We start from the raw sequence: 19240 nt of genomic DNA on the forward strand, positions 1-19240 counted from the left end.
CCGTCGTGTCACCTTCCGTCACGGGGCCCGGCAGGTCAGCCCACCACCGCCGACCGTGCGGCGAAGGGCGTACCGCTCTCCAGGTACATGACGGATTCCAGCTCGAACGGCCCGTCGGTGGTGGCCCCGTACACCGGATGCGGTGGCAGCGCGAAGCATCGCGGAGGCGCCGGAAGGGTGAACCAGACGACCTTCCCCGCCCCGCCCCTCGGCCGGACCCCCCAGCTCTCGCTGACCGCGGCGATCAGTGCGAGCCCGCGCCCCGACGTGCTGGACGCACTGGGCTCACGCACGGTCGGCAGCCGTGGGTCGTGGTCGTGGACGGACACCGTCAGCCGTTCGAGCAGCAACTCGACCTCGACGGTGCACGCCTTGTCCGGCTGGGCATGCCGGTGGACATTGGTCAGCAGTTCGGTGACGCCGAGCGCGGCCTGGTCGATCAGAGGATCGAGATGCCAGTAGCGCAACTGCGCCGAGATGATTCTGCGGACCTGACCGATCCGCGACGGCAGGGCCTGGAGCTCCACCGTGCAGTGCCTGCTTGGCTCGCTGATCACGGCTGCGACTCCCCGAAATAGGTCCGGAAGAAGACGAAGGAACGGATCGCGCGGCCGACCGGCCGCTGATCCGGTCTCCGGCGGCGTGGATCTCGGTGTCACCACCGGTGAACCATGAGTGACGTGTCCAATGTCGCCCAGGGGTCACAGCTCCGCAACTCGCGACGGACCGGTACGGCCGTCGGTGTCAGGTCATCCGTCCGCCCGCGCTGCGCAGCGTTTCGAGGAACCGGCGGGTCGGGCCGCCCCGGTCCGGACCGAGGTTGCGCTGGCCCATCGTCAGCCGGTACCGCGTCCCGTTCAGGCGGGCCACGGCCGCACCGGCTCCGGCGAACCACGGCCTGCCCGCGCTCACCGACACCACCGGGGCGCTGTCGATCTCCCGCCCGTTACTCGTCAGCAGGGCCAGTCTGCCGTCCTTGACGATCACCTGCCCGGCCCTCGTGAGCGAGCGGGCCCACCGCTCGATCCGTACCCCCGTCGCACTGAACTCCGTTTCCGGCATGGCTGCTTCGCCCCCTTCGTGACACTTCTGATGGGAAGTCTGCACAAACCGGGACCGCCGCGCCAGGCCGCGTCCCGATCCGGTTTCGAAGAGACCGGCCCGTCCACGCCAAGGCAGGGCTATGGAGCATCAAAGTGAACGTTTGTGCAGGTGGGGGGAATACCGTTGTCGGTGGAGTGACGGCGACACGAGGAGGAACGCGCTGATGGGCAACGAAAAGCACGGCGGCGGCGGCCGGGCCGCGGCGACGATCGACATCGACCGCTCCGACGCCGGGTACCGGGCCTGGCTGAAGGAGGCGGTGCGCAAGGTCCAGGCCGACGCCAACCGCTCGGCCGACACCCACCTGCTGCGCTTTCCGCTCCCCGAGGCATGGGGCATCGACCTCTACCTCAAGGACGAGTCGACGCACCCCACCGGCAGTCTCAAGCACCGGCTGGCCCGTTCGCTCTTCCTCTACGGGCTCTGCAACGGCTGGATCCGGCCGGACAAGCCGGTGATCGAGGCGTCCAGCGGATCGACGGCCGTCTCGGAGGCGTACTTCGCCAAGCTGATCGGTGTGCCGTTCATCGCGGTGATGCCGCGCACCACCAGCCCGGAAAAGTGCCGGCTGATCGAATTCCACGGCGGCCGATGTCATTTCGTCGACGACTCGCGGAAGATGTACGAGGAATCCGCCACGCTCGCCGCGGAGACCGGCGGCCACTACATGGACCAGTTCACCTACGCCGAGCGGGCCACCGACTGGCGCGGCAACAACAACATCGCCGAGTCGATCTACCAGCAGCTGAAGCTGGAGCGCTATCCGGAGCCGACGTGGATCGTGGCCACGGCGGGCACCGGCGGCACCTCGGCGACCATCGCCCGCTATGTGCACTACATGCAGTTCGACACCCGGATCTGCGTGCCCGACCCGGAGAACTCCTGCTTCTTCGACGGCTGGACCCAGCACAACCCCCTGGCCACCAGCGACTGCGGCTCCCGGATCGAGGGCATCGGCAGGCCCCGGATGGAGCCGAGCTTCGTACCCGGGGCCATCGACCGGATGATGAAGGTGCCGGACGCGGCCAGCGTCGCTGCCGTGCGCGCCCTGGAGCAGGCCATCGGCCGCAAGGCCGGCGGTTCCACCGGTACCGGGCTGTGGAGCGCGTTCAAACTGGTCGCGGAAATGGTCGAGCAGGGCAGCGCCGGCAGTATCGTCACCCTGATCTGCGACCCGGGCGACCGCTACCTCGACAAGTACTACTCCGACAGCTGGCTCGCCGCACAGGGCCTGGACATCGCCCCGTACACGGCGACCATCGACTCCTTCCTGGCCGACGGCAACTGGCCCTGACCGCATGGCCGGAGCGGGGTGCGCGACGGATCAGGCCGCGGATCCGGTCAGCCGCCGGTCGAGTTCGCGCACCGCGTCCCGGAAGGACCGGCCCACGCCCGACCGGGCCAGCCGCAGGGCGAACCGGAAAGGCGCGGAACCGTCGGCGGCGAACGTCCACCGGATCCGCGTCCCGGTCCCGGCCGGGGTGAGCCGCCACTCCTCCAACAGGGCCCGCATCCCTGGGGCGTTGGTCCGGTCGGCCCGGTAGGCGTACCGTTCGCCGGGCTCCGCCGCCATGATCGTCTCCTGGATCACGAAGCCGCCCCTGAGCCGGACCTCGCGGCCTCCGCCGTCCTCGGTGGGCCGGGCCGACGTCACCGCCGTGAACCAGCCCGGCCAGCCCGGCACGTCGTCGGCGAGTGCCCGGTAGACGTCCTCGGGGGCCGCGGACACCTCGGCGGCGAAGACCAGTCGCAGCGGAGCGGATTCGACGAAATCCAGTTCCACGGAACGGAGTCGGCGTGGCATGGAGCGCACCTCCCGTGCGATCGATGGCGGACGGGGCCGTGCCACACCATAGCTGACGTGCCATCAGATGTCGTGGTCGCCGGAGCCGTCGCGCCCCCGGGTACGGGTCGGTCCCGGGGGTTGAGGGACGCCGGATCGACATCCGGCGCCAAGGATCCGTCGGCCCTGGTGGGCGGCTGACGGGGTGTTGTTCGCGGGAGCGGTCCGAAGTCATCCCGCGGACAATGCCCCCATGCCTGCGGTGGTTCGGTCCCGCGCCTGCGGTGATGTGCTCCGGCCGCTACGCGAAGCGGCTCTGATGTCCGCGGTTCTCCGGAGGCGATCGCCGGGCTCGCCGCGGCCTGCTCGCCCCCGGTGACAGCCGACGCTGAACGCGGGAGGCCTGATTCGCCTGTCGTTTCTTCGCCTCACCCGGTCCGGTCCTGATGGGGGAGAGGAGGCCGGACCGGCTGCTCCCAGAGCCCGGCCAGGTGTGCGTGGAGGACGTCGTGTGCCTCTTGCGGGGTGAGGTGGCCGATGAGGACGTGTGTGGTGAGACCGTCCGCAAGGGCGAGGAGGGTGCGGGCCTCGCGTTGCGGATCGAGGGGCACGGCGCGGTCGGTGCCCTCGCGGGCTTCCGGGATGAGGCGGGTGAACGCCTCCTGAAGGGCTGCGTAGTTCGCCTTCAGTGTCCTGGCCAGCGCCTTGCTGACAGCCGCCTGCGCGACGAAGGCGAGCCAGACCCGTGCCTCGGCGCGGTGCTCCTCCCTGAGCAGTGAGATCTCGTCGGCCGCATGGCCCAGGGCGGTGCCGGCCGACTGGGCCGGGCTCCTGACGAGGCGGGCCTGTACGCGCTCGCTGATCCGCTCGCTGACGTGCCCGAGAGCGAATACGAGCATCTCTTCCTTGGTGCCGAAGCACCGCTGCACGGCGCCCATGGACACCTGCGCGCGAGCGGCGACATCGCGAAGGGTCACGCCCTCAAGGCCGCGTTCGTCGGCGAGGTGGCAGACGGCCTCGGCGATGAGGCGGCGTCGGCCCGCGTGATCCACCTGCTTGGGCATGCCCGTTCGCCTCCCTGTTCCACGGCGCCCTGCTTCGCAGTTCACCTTATTCGATGCGATCGCATCGGTACCAGGGTACGGTGGTGTTTCCGATGCAGGTGCATCGGTACGTGGTGGAGGAAGGAAGGTCATGCGGGACGCCCTTTGGAAGATGTCGGCCGCCGCCCAGGCGGAGGCCGTGCGCGGCGCGCACGTCTCGGCACTCGAACTGGTCGACAGTCACCTCGATCGCATCGCCGAGGTCAACCCGCAAGTGAACGCGGTCACACAGCTCCTGGCGGAGCGCGCACGTGAGGCCGCGACACGGACGGACCGTCGGCGGGCCGCCGGTGAAGCGCTGGGGCCGCTCGCGGGCGTGCCGTTCACCGTGAAGGAGAGCACCGCCGTCGAAGGCGTGCCGACCACGTTCGGCACGGAGCGCTTCCGCGATCTGGTGGCGCCGGCCGACGCACCCCCGGTGGCGCGGCTGCGCGCGGCCGGGGCCATCCCCATCGGGCACAGCAACATCCCCACCCTGATCCTGGCGGGGATGCACACGCGCAGCGAACTGTTCGGCGACACGGTCAACCCGTGGGACAGCAGCCGGACCCCGGGCGGCTCCAGCGGGGGCGACGCGGTGGCCGTGGCCACGGGCATGGCCGCGCTCGGGCTCGGCAACGACTCCGGGGGATCACTGCGCATCCCGGCCCAGTTCTGCGGCGTGGCCGGGCTGAAGCCGTCCACCGGCCGGTTCCCCGCCGACCACCGCGTTCTCGGCCCGGACGACCCGGGCCCGGCTTCCCAGATACTGGTCACCGACGGTCCGCTGGCCCGGAGCGTGGGCGACCTGCGGCTGGCTTACGAGGTGCTGGCCGGGACCGATCCGCGAGACCCACGGGCCGTACCGGTGCCCGCGTACGGCGAAGCGCTCCCCGGACCGGTGAAGGTCGCGGTCGTGGCGGACCCCGGCGGGCACGGCGTCCACCCCGCGATTCGCGGAGCCGTCGAGACCGCGGCCGATGCGCTCCGCGACGCCGGATACGACGTGCGCGAGGTAAGGGACGTACCGCGGATGGACGAGGCTCTCGAAGCGTACGGCCGGATCACCGTGACCGAGTTCGCCCCGACCTGGCCGGTGGTGCGCGGACTGCTCGGCAAGGGCGGGGACCGCTTCATCGCGATGGCGATGGAGCAGACCCCGCCGGCAAGCGCGGACGAGTTCATGAAGCTGATGGGCACCTGGATGACCATTCGCCGCTCGTGGGCCGAATTCCTCGACACATACCCGCTGTTGCTCGGCCCGTCGTTCACCGAGCCACCGGTCGAGCCGGGGCTGGAGTCGCGGGACAGGGCAGGCCGGGACCGGGTCGGGTCGGGAATGCGCCTGTGCAGCGTGACCAGCTTCGTGGGCGTGCCCGGTGTGGCCGTACCGACCGGCGTGGTCGACGGGCTCCCCTCGGGAGTGCAGATCGTCGGGCGCGCGTTCCGGGAGGACCTGTGCCTGGACGCGGCCCAGGCGATCGAGGACCGGCTCGGAGTTCTCACACCGGTCGACCCGCGCGTGGGAGGCCGGGCCGGCTGAGCCGTTGTGCCGGACAGGGCGCGTACGGCGGCCCTCGTACCCCTCACCCTCGGCCCGCGCCTCCGCCCCGGCGTCACATCACGGACGGCGCCCCGCCGGACGGTCGAGCATGCTGTCGAGCACCCGGCCGAAGACCCGGCGGCCCGCCCCGGCGATCAGCGGATCGCACCAGCGCGGCAGCAGCCGCACGCCCAGCTCCTCCACCCACACCACATGCGAACCGGAATCCGTCGGATACACATCGATCGACGCCCGGCCGCGCACCAGCGAACCGCGCTTCTCCAGCCGGCACAGCCCCGCGCGCCCCGCCGCGGGCGGCGTCCACCGCACCACTTCCATCGGGTCGTCGAACGCCAGCGGCCCCACGCCCGTACGTGCCACGAAAACGGTTCCGACGCCGGTCGGCAGCCCCGCGGGGACGGTGATCGTGGTCAGCGGTACCTGCGCGGCGTGCCGTTCCCAGTCCGTCACCCGGCGCCAGGACTCGGCGGCGGGCAAGGAGGTGAAGCGCTCGATCCGGAAGACGGCCACAGCACGATCCTAGAGGCCCGGGCACCGCAGGTCGCGAGCCGAGCGGAATCCGTGCTATGGGCGAGGGCTCAGGAGTCGCCGTCCGCGACGGCGCCGGTCACCACCAGCCCCGGCAGATGCTCCTCGATCTCCTCACGGGCGGCGGCCGACAGCCCCGCGTCCGTCACGAAGGTGTCCACCTGATCCAGCGAGGCGAACGAACTCAGTCCCACCGTCCCCCACTTGGTGTGGTCCGCGACCACCACCACCCGCCGCGCCGACTGGACGAAACGGCGGTTGGTCTCGGCCTCCGCCAGATTCGGCGTCGAAAGCCCGGCCTCCACCGAGATTCCGTGCACCCCGAGGAACAGCACATCGAAATGGAGGGAGGCGATCGCCTGATCGGCGACCGGACCCACCAGCGAGTCCGAAGGGGTCCGCACCCCACCGGTCAGCACCACCGTGGCGGCCCCGGGCCGCGTCCCGCCCGCGCCCCCCGGACGCTGCGCGGCGTGGAAGACATCGGCGACCCGCACCGAATTGGTCACCACCGTCAGATCCGGAACGTCCAGCAACTGCTGGGCGAGCGCGTAGGTCGTCGTACCGCCGGACAGCGCGATCGCGCTGCCGGGCACCGCCATGGCCGCCGCCGCTCGCGCGATGTCCTCCTTGGCGCTCAGCTCCAGCGCCGACTTGGCCTCGAAACCGGGCTCATGGGTACTGGCCTCGACCACCGGCACGGCCCCGCCGTGCACCTTCTCGACGACCCCCTGACGGGACAGCGCGTCCAGGTCCCGGCGCACCGTCATGTCGGAGACGTTCAGCCTGCGGGTCAGCTCATTGACCCGGACCCCGCCGCGCCTGCGCACCTCGTCGAGGATCAGGGCGCGCCGCTGCTCCGCGAGCAGGTTCTGATTGTCGCTCAACGCCGGGTCCGGTCCTTCCCTCTGGCCGTGCAGCAGTCTCTTCGAACGGGGTCATCCTGCCACGCGGTGTCGCCGGGCGCCGCACTGGGGAGATTCCGTGAGAGCGGTGCGGCCACCGGCCCCCTTCCGCGATTCTGATGTCCGCGCATCGACACCCCCCACGACCCAGAGAGCGAGCCACTCCCGTGCCACCTGCCACCCAGGCCCCACAGAGTCCCGGGCCCGCGCTGGAACTGCTGGTCCACGGCGTGGGCGGCGCCACCCCCCAGGAAATGCTCGACGACCCGCGCACGGTCCGGATCACCGGCGACGCGACCGCGGCGATCTACCGGCGGGCCGAGGACACGGACGCCGAACAGCACCCGGAGCGCTATCGTGACCGCCCCATCCCCGAGGCCTACTGCTGGTCCAACCTGACCTCCGGCAACGGCTCCCGAGCCCTGTGGCTGCTGCTGCTCCCGTTCATGGTGGTCAACCTCGCCCACTGGATGCGCCCCACCGCCCGCTCCCGCACCCGCACGGTACGGCTGTACGGCGTCCTCGTCCGGCTCGTCGCGCTCAGTCTCACCGTGCTGCTGACGGCGGCGGCCTGCGAGGTCGCGCTCGACCTGGCGGCCTGGCAGTGCGCGGGTGTGCCCAACTGCTCGAACCAGCGGTCCTGGCTCGGCTTCCTGTCGACCGCGCAGGGCGGCTGGTGGTCCCAGCCGGGCCGCAGACTGGCCCTCGCCGCACTGGTGCCCACCGCCCTGGTGGCGCTCCTCTGGTTCCTGTCCAACCGGACCTGGAGCGCATACGAATCGCAGCGCCCGCTCACCGGAACCGAACCGGACGAGGACCTCGACCCCGCACCCGCCCCGGCCACCACCGGCACCGGGCCCGTCGTCCGCCCCGCGCTCGGCCGGCCCGGATTCTGGTACGGCCGCCGGCTCGTCGCCCGGCTGCGCGCCGCCCACACCGCCGCCGGCTTCCTGACCGTCGCCGCCTCGGTCGCGGGCGCCGCGGCCCGTCACGACCGTGCCGTCACCGGTCCCGTGCCGGGCATCATCGGCCGGCTGATCGAGGCGGCCCTGGTCCTCGGCGGACTCGTCGTGCTCTGGGTGGTCTGCCGCCGCGGCCGCAGCGAACGGCGCCTCGACAACCGGCTCGACCGCGCCCTCATCACCTATCTGCCCGGCGTCGCCCTGGCCCTGCTGGTCCTCGCCGCGGTGTACGCCGGCTGGTCCCGCCCCGACTGGGCCTCGTCCGGCGCCCTCCCCGGAGACCTCGCCTTCAGCGTCATCACCCTCGGCCAGGGGACACTCGTCGTCGTGCTCGCCGTGGTGTCACTGAGCCTGTACCGCCGCACCCCCGAGCCCCGCACCGTCATGTACGGACTCGGCGGGCCCGTCGTCGCGATGCTCGCCTGCGCCCTCGGCGGCGTCATGAGCGGCGGGGTCTCCCAGCGCGTCGCCGACTGGCTCGACGGACCCGGCACCCCCGGCATGGGCCGCAGCTCCGTCATCGAGGGCCCGCCGGTGCTGCTCAGCTGGCAGGCGTCCGTCATCCCCGTGCTCCTGGTGCTGCTGGCCGTACCGGCCCTGCTGCTGCTCGTACGGACCTGGCTCGCCGCCCGCGCCCTGGAGCCCGGGATCGACCGGGCCTACGAGGACGAACGCCCGGACCCCGCCCGGACCCGGCAGATCGCCCGGATCCAGGCCGCGGCCGCCCTCACCGACTCCGCGCCCTGGATCCTCGGCCCGGTCTGCGGCGCCACCCTGCTGCTCGGCGCGGCGGCGGTCTGCGGGGCCTGGGTGAGCGGCCAGGTGCCCGGACTCGCGATGAAGGGCAACGGCCCGTTCATCGAGTCCGTCGCCCAGGCCGCCCAGTCCACCGGCTCCTGGATGGTCGGCCTCGGCTTCATACTCTTCGTCACCTGGGGACGGCGCGCCTACCGCGACGCCTCGGCCCGGCGCACCATCGGCATCCTCTGGGACGTCGGCACGTTCTGGCCGCGCGCCGCCCACCCCTTCGCACCGCCCTGCTACGCCGAACGGGCCGTCCCCGACCTGGCGTCACGGATGTCCGCCTGGACCGCGCTCACCCGGGGCAGGCTCGTCATCTCCGGTCACTCCCAGGGCAGCGTCCTCGCCGCGTCCGCGGTCTGGCAGCTCCCCGCCGAGACCCGCGGCCGGGTCGCCCTGCTCACCTACGGCTCGCCGATCGAGCGACTGTACGGACGCTGGTTCCCGGCCTACTTCGGCCCCGGACCGCTGCACGCGATGCACCGCTCCGTGCACTGCTGGCGCAACCTGTGGCGCGCCACCGACCCGATCGGCGGCCGGGTCCGGCTCGACCAGGCCCCCGGACCCGAGGTCGACCGCGGGCCGCTGAAGGACCCCCTGGTCTACGGCCGGACCCGGGAACATCCGCTGCCCGAAGCCGTCCTGGGGCACTCGGACTACCAGGCGGACCCGGTCTTCGCCCAGGAACGGGCCGCGCTCCTGGAACGACTGGACCCGGTCCTGCCCCGCCAGGCCGGCGTGGAGGACGCCGCCGGCGCCCCGCGGGCTCAAGGCAGTTCGGGCAGATCCTCCGGGTAGAGCAGCGTGAGGTCGTCCGTGCTCGGTTCCGGGAGCTGGGCGACCCGGCCCGCATGCCGCTCCACCATCGACTCGAAGGTCTGGCGCGCGGTACGGCCGTTGCCGAACGCCGGACCCTTGGGAAGCTCGGTGAAGTACTTCGACAGCGCCTCCCCGGTGCCGGAGGCCAGGCTGTACTCGTGCTCGTCGGCCTGCTGCTCCACGATGTGCAGCAGCTCGGCGGGCTCGTAGTCGCTGAAGGTGATGGTCCGTGAGAAACGGGACGCCACACCGGGGTTCACGGTGAGGAACCGCTCCATCTCGTGGGTGTAGCCGGCGACGATGACGACCACCGCGTCCCGGTGGTCCTCCATCAGCTTCACCAGCGTGTCGATCGCCTCCCGGCCGAAGTCCCGGCCGGAGTCCTCGGGCGACAGGGCGTACGCCTCGTCGACGAAGAGCACCCCGCCGCGCGCCCGGTCGAAGGCCTCCTGGGTGCGGATGGCGGTCGAGCCGATGTGCTCGCCGACCAGATCGACCCGGGACACCTCGACCAGGTGGCCCCGCTCCAGCACGCCGAGCGAGGCGAGGATCTCGCCGTACAGCCGGGCCACGGTGGTCTTGCCGGTGCCGGGGGAGCCGGTGAAGACGAGGTGGCGGCGGACCGACGCGGCCTTCAGACCGGCCTCCTGACGCCGGCGGCCCACCTCGATCATGTCCGTGAGGGCCCGCACCTCCCGCTTGACGCTGTCCAGCCCCACCAGCGCGTCCAACTCCCCGAGCACCGCCTCCGAGCCGCGCGCCGGCGCGGTGGCGGGCACCTCCACCGGGGCGGGCTCGACGGCGCGCTGCCCCGGAACCCCGCCGAGCAGTCCGGGGGCCGACTGGGTCGCCGTCAGCACGGCGGGCGCCGGGGGAGCGGGGGAGCGCAGCGCGCTCTCGTCGCTGGTGCAGTCCTCCACGACGGGGCCGGTACCCCGGCCGTCCCCGTGCGCGACGGGGGGCTCGGCGAACTCGTAACCGCCGCGGGCGCACCGCTCGGTCCGGCAGCGGGTCAGCGTCGTACGGCAACCGTCCATCACATGGAAGCCGTAACCGTCGCTGCCGGTGACCCGGCAGCCGTGGAAGGTGCCGCGGCCCTCGGCGGAAACGTAGAAACCGGCCTCGGCGGGCGAGGTGACCGTGCAGCGCTCGATCGTCGGGTCGGCGCCCTTGGTGACGATCACTCCGGTCTGCGCCGTGTCGATGGTGCAGTTGTTCAGCGTGCCGCCGCTGCCGTGATCACGGAACCAGGCGCCGGTGGAGGCCTCACGGATGCGGCAGTCGTCCAGCTGCGCGGTCGCCCCGTCGCTCACCGAGACCGCGGTGTTGCGGACCTGGGACAGATCGCTGTCGACGACATCGGCGCGCGAGCCCCGGTCCAGCACGAAAATGGCGTCCGGCACGTCATGGACCCGGCAGGAGTCCAGTATCACGGTCGCCCCGTCGCTCACCCAGACCGCCGGGTAGTCGCCCGTACTGTCGTGGATCTCGCACTGGTTGGCGTCGACCCGGGTACCGGGATCCCAGACCGAGAGGCCGTTGCGGCCGAAGCGGCGCACCGTGGAGCGGGTCAGGGTGAGCACCGAACGGGAACGCAGGTCCACCGCGTTCTCCGGGATGTCGTGGATGTCGCAGTCGGCGAGGGTCAGGACCGCGTCGGTGTCGAGCGTGACGCCGTCCGCCGAAGTGCGGTGCACCGTGCAGTCGGTGAGGTGGGCGGCGGCGCGCGCGGTCACCTGTATCCCGCTGCCCTTGATCTCGTACACCTCGCAGCCGACACCCTCCAGGGCGCTGCCCTCGCCGGTGACGCTCAGCCCGGCGCCCGACGCGTGGTGGACCCGGCAGCGCTCCAGCCGCGGGTGCGCGCCGTCGCGCACCGAGACCCCGGACTGCCCTGCGGAGACGACCTCGCACTCCTCGAACACTCCGCCCGCGCCGTCGAGCACGGCGATGCCGACCCCGGCGGGATTGTCGACCGTGCAGCGGCGCACGTTCGGCCGTGCCGTGCCGCGCACCTCGATCCCGGCGGCGGACCGGGTGACGATCCGCAGGTCCGCGATCTCCGGGGCGCCGTCCTCGACCAGCAGCGCGGGGGCTGTCGAGTCCTGGCCCTCCACATGCAGGTCCGAGACGACGGCGGAGGCGCGGACGGTCAGTGGCACCCCGTCGGCCGGCGCGATCCGTACGGAGCCCACAGATCCCTCGGGCCCCCGCAGCGTCACCGCCCGGTGCAGGACCAGATTCTCCCGGTAGGTGCCCGGGGCGATGGTGAGGACATCACCGTCGGCCGCGGCCTCCAGGGCTGCGGTGAGGGAGGCGTATTCGCCTGTGCGGCGCCGCCACCGCGATGTGCCGGTGTGCGTCACCTGGACCGTGCCCTGTGCCATGGCGCTGTTGTGCCCCCACCTCGTGCGTGTGTGATGCCCGGGTCACCGGCCTTGCGGCAGCGGCGAATCCCGGGACCGCCCACCGGGAAGGCGGGCGGGCCGGTCCACCGTAGCGCGCGCGGCGGGCGGGAGTTGACCCGATCAGCAGCTGATCAGCTGCCGGCGCCGGTCCTGCCCCAGTCCGGACCGGTCCTGGCCCAGTCCTGGTCGATCCGGGCGTACCTCGACCGCATCATGTGCCGGACGATCAGCTGCCGTACGCCCTCGATCAGTCCGACGGCGAGCATCGTCGCGCCGAGACCCGCCAGCACCGCGTGCGTACGGGCCGTCGGAGCGTCCATCGGACGCGGGGCGGGGCGGCCGTCGAGGTCCGTCCAGATCTCCAGCTCGGTGCCGGGGGCGGCCTTCCGGGAGGAGGTCGTCACCGTGCCCCGGCGGGCGGTGCCGTCCGGGGCCTTCCAGCGGGCCACCACCGGGATCTGCGAGGTGCGCTCCGAGGAGACCTCGGGATCGGTGGCGAAACGCGGCGGCCGCGGCGCCCGGCGCAGCACGACCGCGGTGGCGGTACGGCGCACGGCCTGCTGGGCCCGCACCGACTTCTGCAGGGCCTCGTCCGCGTACGATCCGCACACCTGGCCCAGGGCCGGCGCCGCCAGCACCATCAGGAGCAGCGCGACAAGAGCCACCCATGCCTCGCGCCGGTCGGTGGCGCGGCGCAGGGGATTGCGCCGCCAACGCCATACACCCGTAACCGCTCGCACAGTCCTGCACCCCCTTCCGTATCCGTCTTAGCCTGATACGGCACGCTTCGCGTGCTGAAGGAGCGAAGAGAGAGCAACCTCACCCCGGCCAACGCGCGGACCACCCCCGTGAGTTCCCGTCCGCCGGGCCGGGCTGACGGGCCGTCCGGTGCGGGAACGCCGAAGTCGCCGTCGAGTCCCCATGGCTCGACGACGACTCCGTGCGACTGCGCGTGAGGTCGGCTCAGTACCCCCGGCCCTGGTACGGGCGGTTGTACGGGTCCTCGTACGGCGAGGGCGCCGGGGCCGGCCGCTGCGGCGCCGGACGCGGAGCCGCGGGACGCATCGCCTCGTAGCCGGTGCCCGGAGCGGGCCGCTGCTGTTGCTGCGGGTGGGGCGGCTGGTATCCGCCCCGGGCCGCGGACGGCTGCTGCGGGATGTACGGCGCCGGCGCGTGCTGCAACTGCGCGTGCTGCAACTGCGCGGGCTGCATCGGCGCGTAACCCTGCTGCGCCGGCGGCTGCTGGTAGCCGTACGACGGGCCGGGCTGGGAAGGCGCCGCGGGAAGAGCCGGCAGCGCCGCCGGGAGAGCCGGCAGGTAGCTGTTGCCGGTGTCATAGGCGGCAGGCACTCGGATCGGAGCGATCTGAGGGGTGCCCCGCTCCGCGACCAGGGAGTCGTAGATCGGAGTGTCGGGGAACGACGGTGCGGCGTAGTAGCCGCCGCCGTAGGTGGAGCGGGGGGAGGTCATGACACCTAAGTTAAGCCCACGATGTGCTGGTTGGGGAGTCCCAATCTTGGGGTCATCCGTTTTACGCTGATTCTGTCCGCCCGGCCTGCTAAGAGATCCATAAACTTTCGTCGGTCGCGGGGGCTTTTCCGTCGCGGGGCCCTATGCGCAAGCGCGTGGAGAATTTCTCGGAACGGCGGTGGCGTGTTCCCTCACATCCGCCTCCCGTTCAGTGAGTAGGGCGAGTTCCGGGAGTACATCCGCGCCCGGCACGCGCCGGTCGCCGGGCAGGGCGAGGCCCGGCGTGATCCCCCGGAGAACGCCCGCACCTCACGGTCCGGGCCGCCACCACGCCGTGGCCACCGCACCGCCCTCAGCCGCCCAGGCCCCGGGCGGCGTACCCCGCACGGCCGGCGAGCTCCGCCAGCTCTTCGACCCGCGCCGCGCGCAGACACACCACCGGGTAGCAGTCGGATTCGATGTCGAGGACGGCGAGCGCCGCGCCGACATCGCGGTAGTGCCGACCGCAGGCCGTCAGGAACTCGTGGGTCGGCAGGGACATCTCGTCGGCTTCGAACAACACCCAGGGATCCACGGACGGCCGGGAGGCGAGCATCCTCAAGCGGGCCCGGATCTCCTGCGGATCCTCCTTCCAGTCGAATTCCGCAAGCAGTTGGTGATCGAAGAGTGCGTCCACGAGCGCTATCCACGCGAGTTCCGCGACGGGCTCGTGGATGCCGCGCTCACCCAGCCGATCCGCGTGCGTCCGCACATAGCCCTCGGGATCGTCGTGGGCGTGCAACACCTGCTCGACCACATCGGGATGAGCCGGGGCGAGAAGTGATGCCATGGCTTCCAACGACATTCGGACTGATTCGGTGCCGGACATGAAGTGTGCTCCTCGGGTGTTCGTGCTGCCGTGTCGTCGCCGGGGCGAGGGCGGGTGCCCTCCGGGCGTTCACGGGATACACCTACACCCCGAGCGGCTCACCGGGGGCCGCGGGTGACACCGCTCACTCCGGCAGTACCGTTTCCGCGGATTCCGGGCCCAGCAGCTCGTGCAGCAGGTGCGTGGCGGGAAGCGCGGCGTTGAGGTACACGTACTCGCGCCGGTGCTCGACCACCGCGACCATGGTGCGCAGTGTGTCCACGGCGTCCTCCCGCTGCCCGGCGTGGTGCTGGGCCTGGGCCAGCAGCCCCAGATGGAGCGGGAGGCGTATGTTCGTCCTGGACTGCCGCAGTTCGGCCAGCGAGTTCTTCATGTCGGATATCCCCTCGCGGCGGTCGGCGTACGTGAGGGCCCAGCCCAGCGGCAGACGGAGCATCGACTTCCAGTAGTACAGCCCGTGCTCGGCGGCCAGCCCGACGCCCTCGGTGCCGGAGGACCGCGCTGTCTCCACGTCTCCCTCCCAGGCGGCCACGATCGCGTCGACGTAGAGGGCCTGGACCCGGTCCCACGGCCTGCTCCCGTGCTGTGTGAGCCGCAGCAGGCGGCGGCGCTGTTCCGCGGCCGTCGCGCGGTCGTTCAGCAGCCAGTGGGCCAGGATGCAGTAGCAGCGGAAGGAGACGCGTGGGTCGGACCGGTACGTTCCGTCGGGTAATCGGCCCTCACAGGCGAGGCGCTCCGCCAGTTCCGCGCCGGGCTCCAGCTCCTTGAGCGCATCGGACAGGTGCCCGCGGACGAACAGCGCCATACCCTCGCCGTACGCCGCGCCGAGCCGGGCCGTCGGGCCGTCGGTGCGCTCGGCGATGTTCCGCAGCAGGACGGACAACTGCTGTGACTCGTCGTAGCGGCCGCGGACGAGAAGCGACGTGGCCAGCAACGACAGTACCGCCGGGTCGTCCGGCGTATGAGGCGCCGTGTGCGGGGTGCGTCCCCGGGTGATCTCCGCCTCCGCCTCCGCGTCACCGAATCCGTGCACCTGGCCCAGTACATGCCCCAGCTCCAGGTGGAGCCGCTGCTTCAGGGCACGGGTGGTCGTCCCGTCGGGCAGCGAGCCGGCCAGGCCGACCGCACGGCGCAGCCACAGTTCGCGCTCCTCGGAGGCCAGGCGCAGCTCCGCGTTCTCCGCCGCGCGCAGCAGCCAGGGCAGCACCCGCTCCGAGGGCATGACGTCCTTGGCGAGCCAGGCGTGGCGGGCGACGCGACCGGTCTCCCGCGGATCGCCGCCGATCTGGACATGCGCGGACAGCGCATCGGCGTACCGGGCGTGCAGCCGTTGGCACTCCTGCTCCGTCAGCTCACCGATCAGCACCTCCTGAGCCTGGGGAGGGGCGAGGCGGAGCCGTCCGGCCCGCTGCCGGTCCGGAGCGAGCAGGCCGTACCGGACGGCCGACTCCACGACGGCGATGGCCGAATTGCCTCCGACGGCACGGCAGACCGTGTCCAGGTCGAAATCGGGTGCGACGACCGCGCACAGCCGGAGCAGCCGCAGGACGGGTTCCGGCAGCATGGCGAACTCCTGGCGCAGTACCGTGCGCGCGCACGTCACGATCAGGCCGAGGATCTCGTCCGTGGCCCCGGGCTCGCGCAGGTCCCTGGCGTCGCAGAGCAGGGAGAGCATCTGGACGACGAAATACGGACTGCCCGTGCTCTGGTGGTGCAGCGCGTCGATGATCCGCTCGTCGACGCCGGGCCCCGCGTGCGCGTCGACCAGCGTGGCGACATCCGGACGGGCCAGGCCGGCGAGCCGCAGGATCTCCGCGTCCGGGCCCTTGAGCACCTCGGTCATCACCCGGAACCGCGAGGCATCGGGCCAGGCCTCCAGGTCCCAGCCGGTCAGTACGATGCTGAGGGGATGCCCCTGGCGACGGGTGGTCAGCAACCGGAGCAGGTCCAGAGAGGCCGCGTCCGCCCAGTGCACGTCCTCCAGCAGCAGCACCAGGGGCCGCTGCGCGGCCAGCGAGAGCAGCACTTCGCAGAGCGCGTCGTGAATCCGGAAGGGGCTCGGTGAGCCGCCGGGACCGGGGCCGGTCCCCGCGCCGGTTCCGGTCTGAGGTCCGGGCAGCAGAGGGGCGAGCAGCGAGCCGAACGGCGCGGCGGCGGCCTCGAAGGCCTCGGGCCGTGCCGCCGACAGCCGGCGCAGCACCTGCGTCCACAGCCAGTACGGCGGGACTCCCTCCCCGCAGAAGCAACTGCTCCGGATCGTCTCCATGCCCTCGTCGATGCTCCGCAGGCGCTGGACGAGTTCCATCATCAGGTGGGACTTGCCGAGCCCGGACGAGCCGAACACACAGGCAAGATGTCCACGCCCCGTCGCCGCACCGGCCGTCGCGGCGACCAGTCGCCGCAACTCCCGTTCCCGGCCTGTCAACGGCGGGGGCGGCTCGGACTGGAGGAGGGTGAGCCCGGGGGCCATGGACGCGACGCCTGCCGTACGGTCCGGGTCCTGCGGCTTGCCCATACTGCGCATGGCGGTCTTCGCGGCCCCGGTGGGCACCTCAGCCACCCGCTCCGCCGCGCCGGACAACACGGTCCGGACGGGCCGCGGGAGCCCGGCGGCCCCGGCCGGCGACGCGTCACTCAGCACGGCACGTGTCCGCTGCTCACCGAGCTCCTGCCGGAGCAGAGCGGTGTGCAGCTGCTGGAGCTCGGCCGTCGTGTCCACGCCGTACTCCTCGACCAGATAGCTGCGCGTCCACTCGTACACCTCCAGCGCCTCCGCCTGCCGGCCCGACCGGAACAGCGCGGTCATCAGATGGCCCACCAGACGCTCCCGGGTGGGGTGCTGACGCACCTCACGTTCCAGTTCCGTGATCACCTCAGCGGTCCTGCCCAGGACGAGACCGGCCTCCGCGGAGGCCTCCAGGGCGGTGAGCCGGACCTGCTCCAGCCGGGTGCTCTCGTCGGCGAGCGGCTGGTGAGTGACGAACTCCGCGTACGGGGAGCCGCGCCACAGTCCGAGCGCCCGGGTGAGCCGGTCGCGGGCGGCCACCGGATCCTGGCGGGCGAGGAAACGGCGCCCCGTGGAGAAGAGCTGCTCGAACCGGTGGACGTCCACCTGTTCCGGGGGCAGCTCAAGGACGTATCCGGGGGCCCGGTAGCGGAGGACCGCCGGCCGGTCGGGGCCGGTCGCGGGGGCCAGCGCCCGGCGCAGATGCGAGATATGGCTCTGCAGGGTGGCGACGGCCCGCCGGGGCGGGTCCTCCCGCCACAGCTCCTCGACGAGCACGGTGGTGGGGACGACCCGGCCCAGCCTGATCAGCAGCAGGGCGAGCAGCGCTCTGCGGCGTGGCGGGCCGAGCGGTACGTCATGCCCCTCGTACTGGGCCGACATCGGCCCCAGGACCTGGAGCACCGGTCCGGAGTGGGCGGCCGACGGTGGAGGCAGCAGTGTGCTCTGAGCCTGACGTGCAGACATCTTCGGCCCCATTCGTTCCCACGCTTGAGACTTCTCCGGCCAATTGATCCTAGAACAGGGGGTGTTCCGTCATGTGATTCGGCTGATGAATGGCCAATAAACGATCACGTAATTGGCAATTTACTTCTCCTGTATACCGATGGAAGCGGCAAGCGAACGGCAGCCGGCAGGCAAGGATCCGGACAAGGGATCGCGCCGGGTCATCAGCATTCCGGCCAGTGGACCGCAAGGGGGGTGGCACAGCATGTGCGGAACCGACATCGCCGAGTGGTGTGGGCCAGCCACCGGCGCAGACCCTGGAGGCATCACGGTGTTCGCGATATTCTTCCCCGGGCAAGGAGCGCAGTTCCGGGGTATGGGCGCAGATGTTTTCGGCAGCTATCCGGGCCTGACGCGATTCGCCTGCGAACTCCTGGGGTATGACCTCGTCTCGCGCTGCCGTGACAATCCGGACGACGTGCTCTCCCGGACGGAGTGCACACAGCCGGCCCTGTTCACCGTCAACGCGTTGCACATGTTCGAGCGCGAGCGCCGGGAGAGTCGGCCCGCCGACTACTGCCTCGGGCACAGCGTGGGGGAGTACAACGCGCTCCTGGCCGCCGGGGTCTTCGACTTCGAGACGGGTCTGCGGCTCGTCGCCAAGCGCGGCGAACTCATGGCGGCGGCGTCGGGCGGCGGGATGAGCGCGGTCATGAACACCCCTGCTCCGCGCCTGCTCGACGTGTTGCGGGAGGACGGCGTCGATGGAGTGGACGTGGCGGCCTACAATACCGACGCCCAGGTGGTGATCGCCGGCAGCGACAGCGCGCTGCGCGCCGCCCACACCTCTTTGAAGGACCGGGGCATCCGCTTCGCCCCCCTGCGGGTCGGCGCTGCCTTCCACTCGCGTCACATGGAGCCGGCCCGCTCCGAATTCGAGAGTTTCCTCGACGGGTTCACGTTCGCGGAGCCCCGAACGACCGTGATCTCCAATGTGACGGGGCGCCCCTACGAACGGGGTGCGATCCCGGAGATGCTGAGCAGACAAATCGTGGAGCCGGTGCGATGGGTCGACAGCATTCGGTATCTCCTTTCCCGCGGCGCCGGTCTTGAGTACGAGGAGATAGGCGGAAAATCTCTTCTCCGCATGGTGAAAAGCATCGAGAGGACCGATACCCGGAACGCACTCGTCAAGAGCGGGGTGTGAGACATGGACAGGAAGCAGTACATACAGCGGCTCATCGAGGACCAGTTCCTCGTGGAGTTCGACGGCGAACTGACCGCCGAGACCGATCTGTTCAAGACGGGAGTGATGGACTCCTTCGGATACATTCAGCTCCTGACCGCTGTCGAGAGTGAATTCTCGCTCCAGCTGACGGACGAGGAACTCCTCAGGAACGTCTTCTCTTCGCTGGCGGCCATCGACGCCTTCGTAGCGAACAAGCTCGCCGAGCGCGACGGCCACTGAGACCGCGACGACCACCGGAGAAGGAGA

Annotated in this window: 16 protein-coding genes; 5 read left to right on the forward strand and 11 right to left on the reverse strand. The window is 71.4% G+C overall.

Annotation, left to right across the window (positions count from 1 at the left end):
* Window positions 1-35: 35 nt before the first annotated feature.
* A complete protein-coding gene (locus ACGF8B_RS31400; protein ID WP_392745347.1) occupies window positions 36-557 on the reverse strand; it encodes an ATP-binding protein in 522 nt (173 codons plus the stop codon).
* Window positions 558-744: 187 nt separating this feature from the next.
* Window positions 745-1062 carry a hypothetical protein gene (locus tag ACGF8B_RS31405; RefSeq protein ID WP_365475645.1) on the reverse strand — a complete coding sequence of 106 codons (318 nt, stop codon included), beginning with the start codon at window positions 1060-1062 and terminating at the stop codon, window positions 745-747.
* Between the two features lie 205 nt (window positions 1063-1267).
* On the opposite strand from ACGF8B_RS31405, the gene ACGF8B_RS31410 reads away from it, so the two are divergent.
* Window positions 1268-2398 (forward strand): PLP-dependent cysteine synthase family protein, encoded by a 1131-nt coding sequence (locus tag ACGF8B_RS31410; protein WP_392745348.1) that lies wholly within the window; start codon window positions 1268-1270, stop codon window positions 2396-2398.
* A 30-nt stretch (window positions 2399-2428) separates the two neighbouring features.
* Here ACGF8B_RS31410 and ACGF8B_RS31415 read toward each other — a convergent pair whose 3' ends face one another.
* Both ACGF8B_RS31415 and ACGF8B_RS31420 read right to left on the reverse strand, forming a co-directional pair.
* Window positions 2429-2908 carry an SRPBCC family protein gene (locus tag ACGF8B_RS31415; protein ID WP_392745350.1) on the reverse strand — a complete coding sequence of 160 codons (480 nt, stop codon included), beginning with the start codon at window positions 2906-2908 and terminating at the stop codon, window positions 2429-2431.
* Window positions 2909-3315: 407 nt separating this feature from the next.
* On the reverse strand, window positions 3316-3951 hold the full coding sequence (locus ACGF8B_RS31420) for a TetR/AcrR family transcriptional regulator (RefSeq protein WP_392745352.1): 636 nt from the start codon (window positions 3949-3951) through the stop codon (window positions 3316-3318).
* Window positions 3952-4081: 130 nt separating this feature from the next.
* Here ACGF8B_RS31420 and ACGF8B_RS31425 point away from each other — a divergent pair, with 130 nt between their 5' ends.
* On the forward strand, window positions 4082-5512 hold the full coding sequence (locus ACGF8B_RS31425; RefSeq protein WP_392745353.1) for an amidase: 1431 nt from the start codon (window positions 4082-4084) through the stop codon (window positions 5510-5512).
* Between the two features lie 78 nt (window positions 5513-5590).
* On the opposite strand, the gene ACGF8B_RS31430 is transcribed toward ACGF8B_RS31425, so the two are convergent.
* Window positions 5591-6043 carry an SRPBCC family protein gene (locus ACGF8B_RS31430; protein ID WP_392745355.1) on the reverse strand — a complete coding sequence of 151 codons (453 nt, stop codon included), beginning with the start codon at window positions 6041-6043 and terminating at the stop codon, window positions 5591-5593.
* Window positions 6044-6111: 68 nt separating this feature from the next.
* On the reverse strand, window positions 6112-6948 hold the full coding sequence (locus ACGF8B_RS31435) for a DeoR/GlpR family DNA-binding transcription regulator (protein WP_392745357.1): 837 nt from the start codon (window positions 6946-6948) through the stop codon (window positions 6112-6114).
* A 137-nt stretch (window positions 6949-7085) separates the two neighbouring features.
* Between ACGF8B_RS31435 and ACGF8B_RS31440 the strand changes: the two genes are divergently transcribed.
* Window positions 7086-9527 carry a hypothetical protein gene (locus ACGF8B_RS31440; protein WP_392745359.1) on the forward strand — a complete coding sequence of 814 codons (2442 nt, stop codon included), beginning with the start codon at window positions 7086-7088 and terminating at the stop codon, window positions 9525-9527.
* On the opposite strand, the gene ACGF8B_RS31445 is transcribed toward ACGF8B_RS31440, so the two are convergent.
* The 5 genes from ACGF8B_RS31445 to ACGF8B_RS31465 all read right to left on the reverse strand — a co-directional run bounded on the left by ACGF8B_RS31445 (window position 9497) and on the right by ACGF8B_RS31465 (window position 17766).
* Window positions 9497-11935: a right-handed parallel beta-helix repeat-containing protein gene (locus tag ACGF8B_RS31445; RefSeq protein ID WP_392745360.1), complete on the reverse strand. Its 2439-nt coding sequence runs from the start codon at window positions 11933-11935 to the stop codon at window positions 9497-9499. The genes ACGF8B_RS31440 and ACGF8B_RS31445 overlap by 31 nt on opposite strands.
* A 152-nt stretch (window positions 11936-12087) precedes the next feature.
* On the reverse strand, window positions 12088-12696 hold the full coding sequence (locus tag ACGF8B_RS31450; RefSeq protein WP_392745362.1) for a hypothetical protein: 609 nt from the start codon (window positions 12694-12696) through the stop codon (window positions 12088-12090).
* Window positions 12697-12919: 223 nt separating this feature from the next.
* On the reverse strand, window positions 12920-13426 hold the full coding sequence (locus ACGF8B_RS31455; RefSeq protein WP_392745364.1) for a DUF6643 family protein: 507 nt from the start codon (window positions 13424-13426) through the stop codon (window positions 12920-12922).
* 352 nt (window positions 13427-13778) lie between these two features.
* Window positions 13779-14255 (reverse strand): DUF6630 family protein, encoded by a 477-nt coding sequence (locus ACGF8B_RS31460; protein WP_392745366.1) that lies wholly within the window; start codon window positions 14253-14255, stop codon window positions 13779-13781.
* A 163-nt stretch (window positions 14256-14418) separates the two neighbouring features.
* Entirely contained in the window at window positions 14419-17766 is a 3348-nt protein-coding gene (locus ACGF8B_RS31465) for a BTAD domain-containing putative transcriptional regulator (RefSeq protein ID WP_392745367.1), read from the reverse strand.
* Window positions 17767-17878: 112 nt separating this feature from the next.
* Here ACGF8B_RS31465 and ACGF8B_RS31470 point away from each other — a divergent pair, with 112 nt between their 5' ends.
* Window positions 17879-18952 carry an ACP S-malonyltransferase gene (locus ACGF8B_RS31470; RefSeq protein ID WP_392745369.1) on the forward strand — a complete coding sequence of 358 codons (1074 nt, stop codon included), beginning with the start codon at window positions 17879-17881 and terminating at the stop codon, window positions 18950-18952.
* Between the two features lie 3 nt (window positions 18953-18955).
* Window positions 18956-19213: an acyl carrier protein gene (locus tag ACGF8B_RS31475; protein WP_392745371.1), complete on the forward strand. Its 258-nt coding sequence runs from the start codon at window positions 18956-18958 to the stop codon at window positions 19211-19213.
* Window positions 19214-19240 lie beyond the last annotated feature (27 nt).

It is taken from the genome of Streptomyces sp. NPDC047917, from assembly GCF_043204345.1.
Lineage (GTDB): Bacteria > Actinomycetota > Actinomycetes > Streptomycetales > Streptomycetaceae > Streptomyces > Streptomyces sanglieri.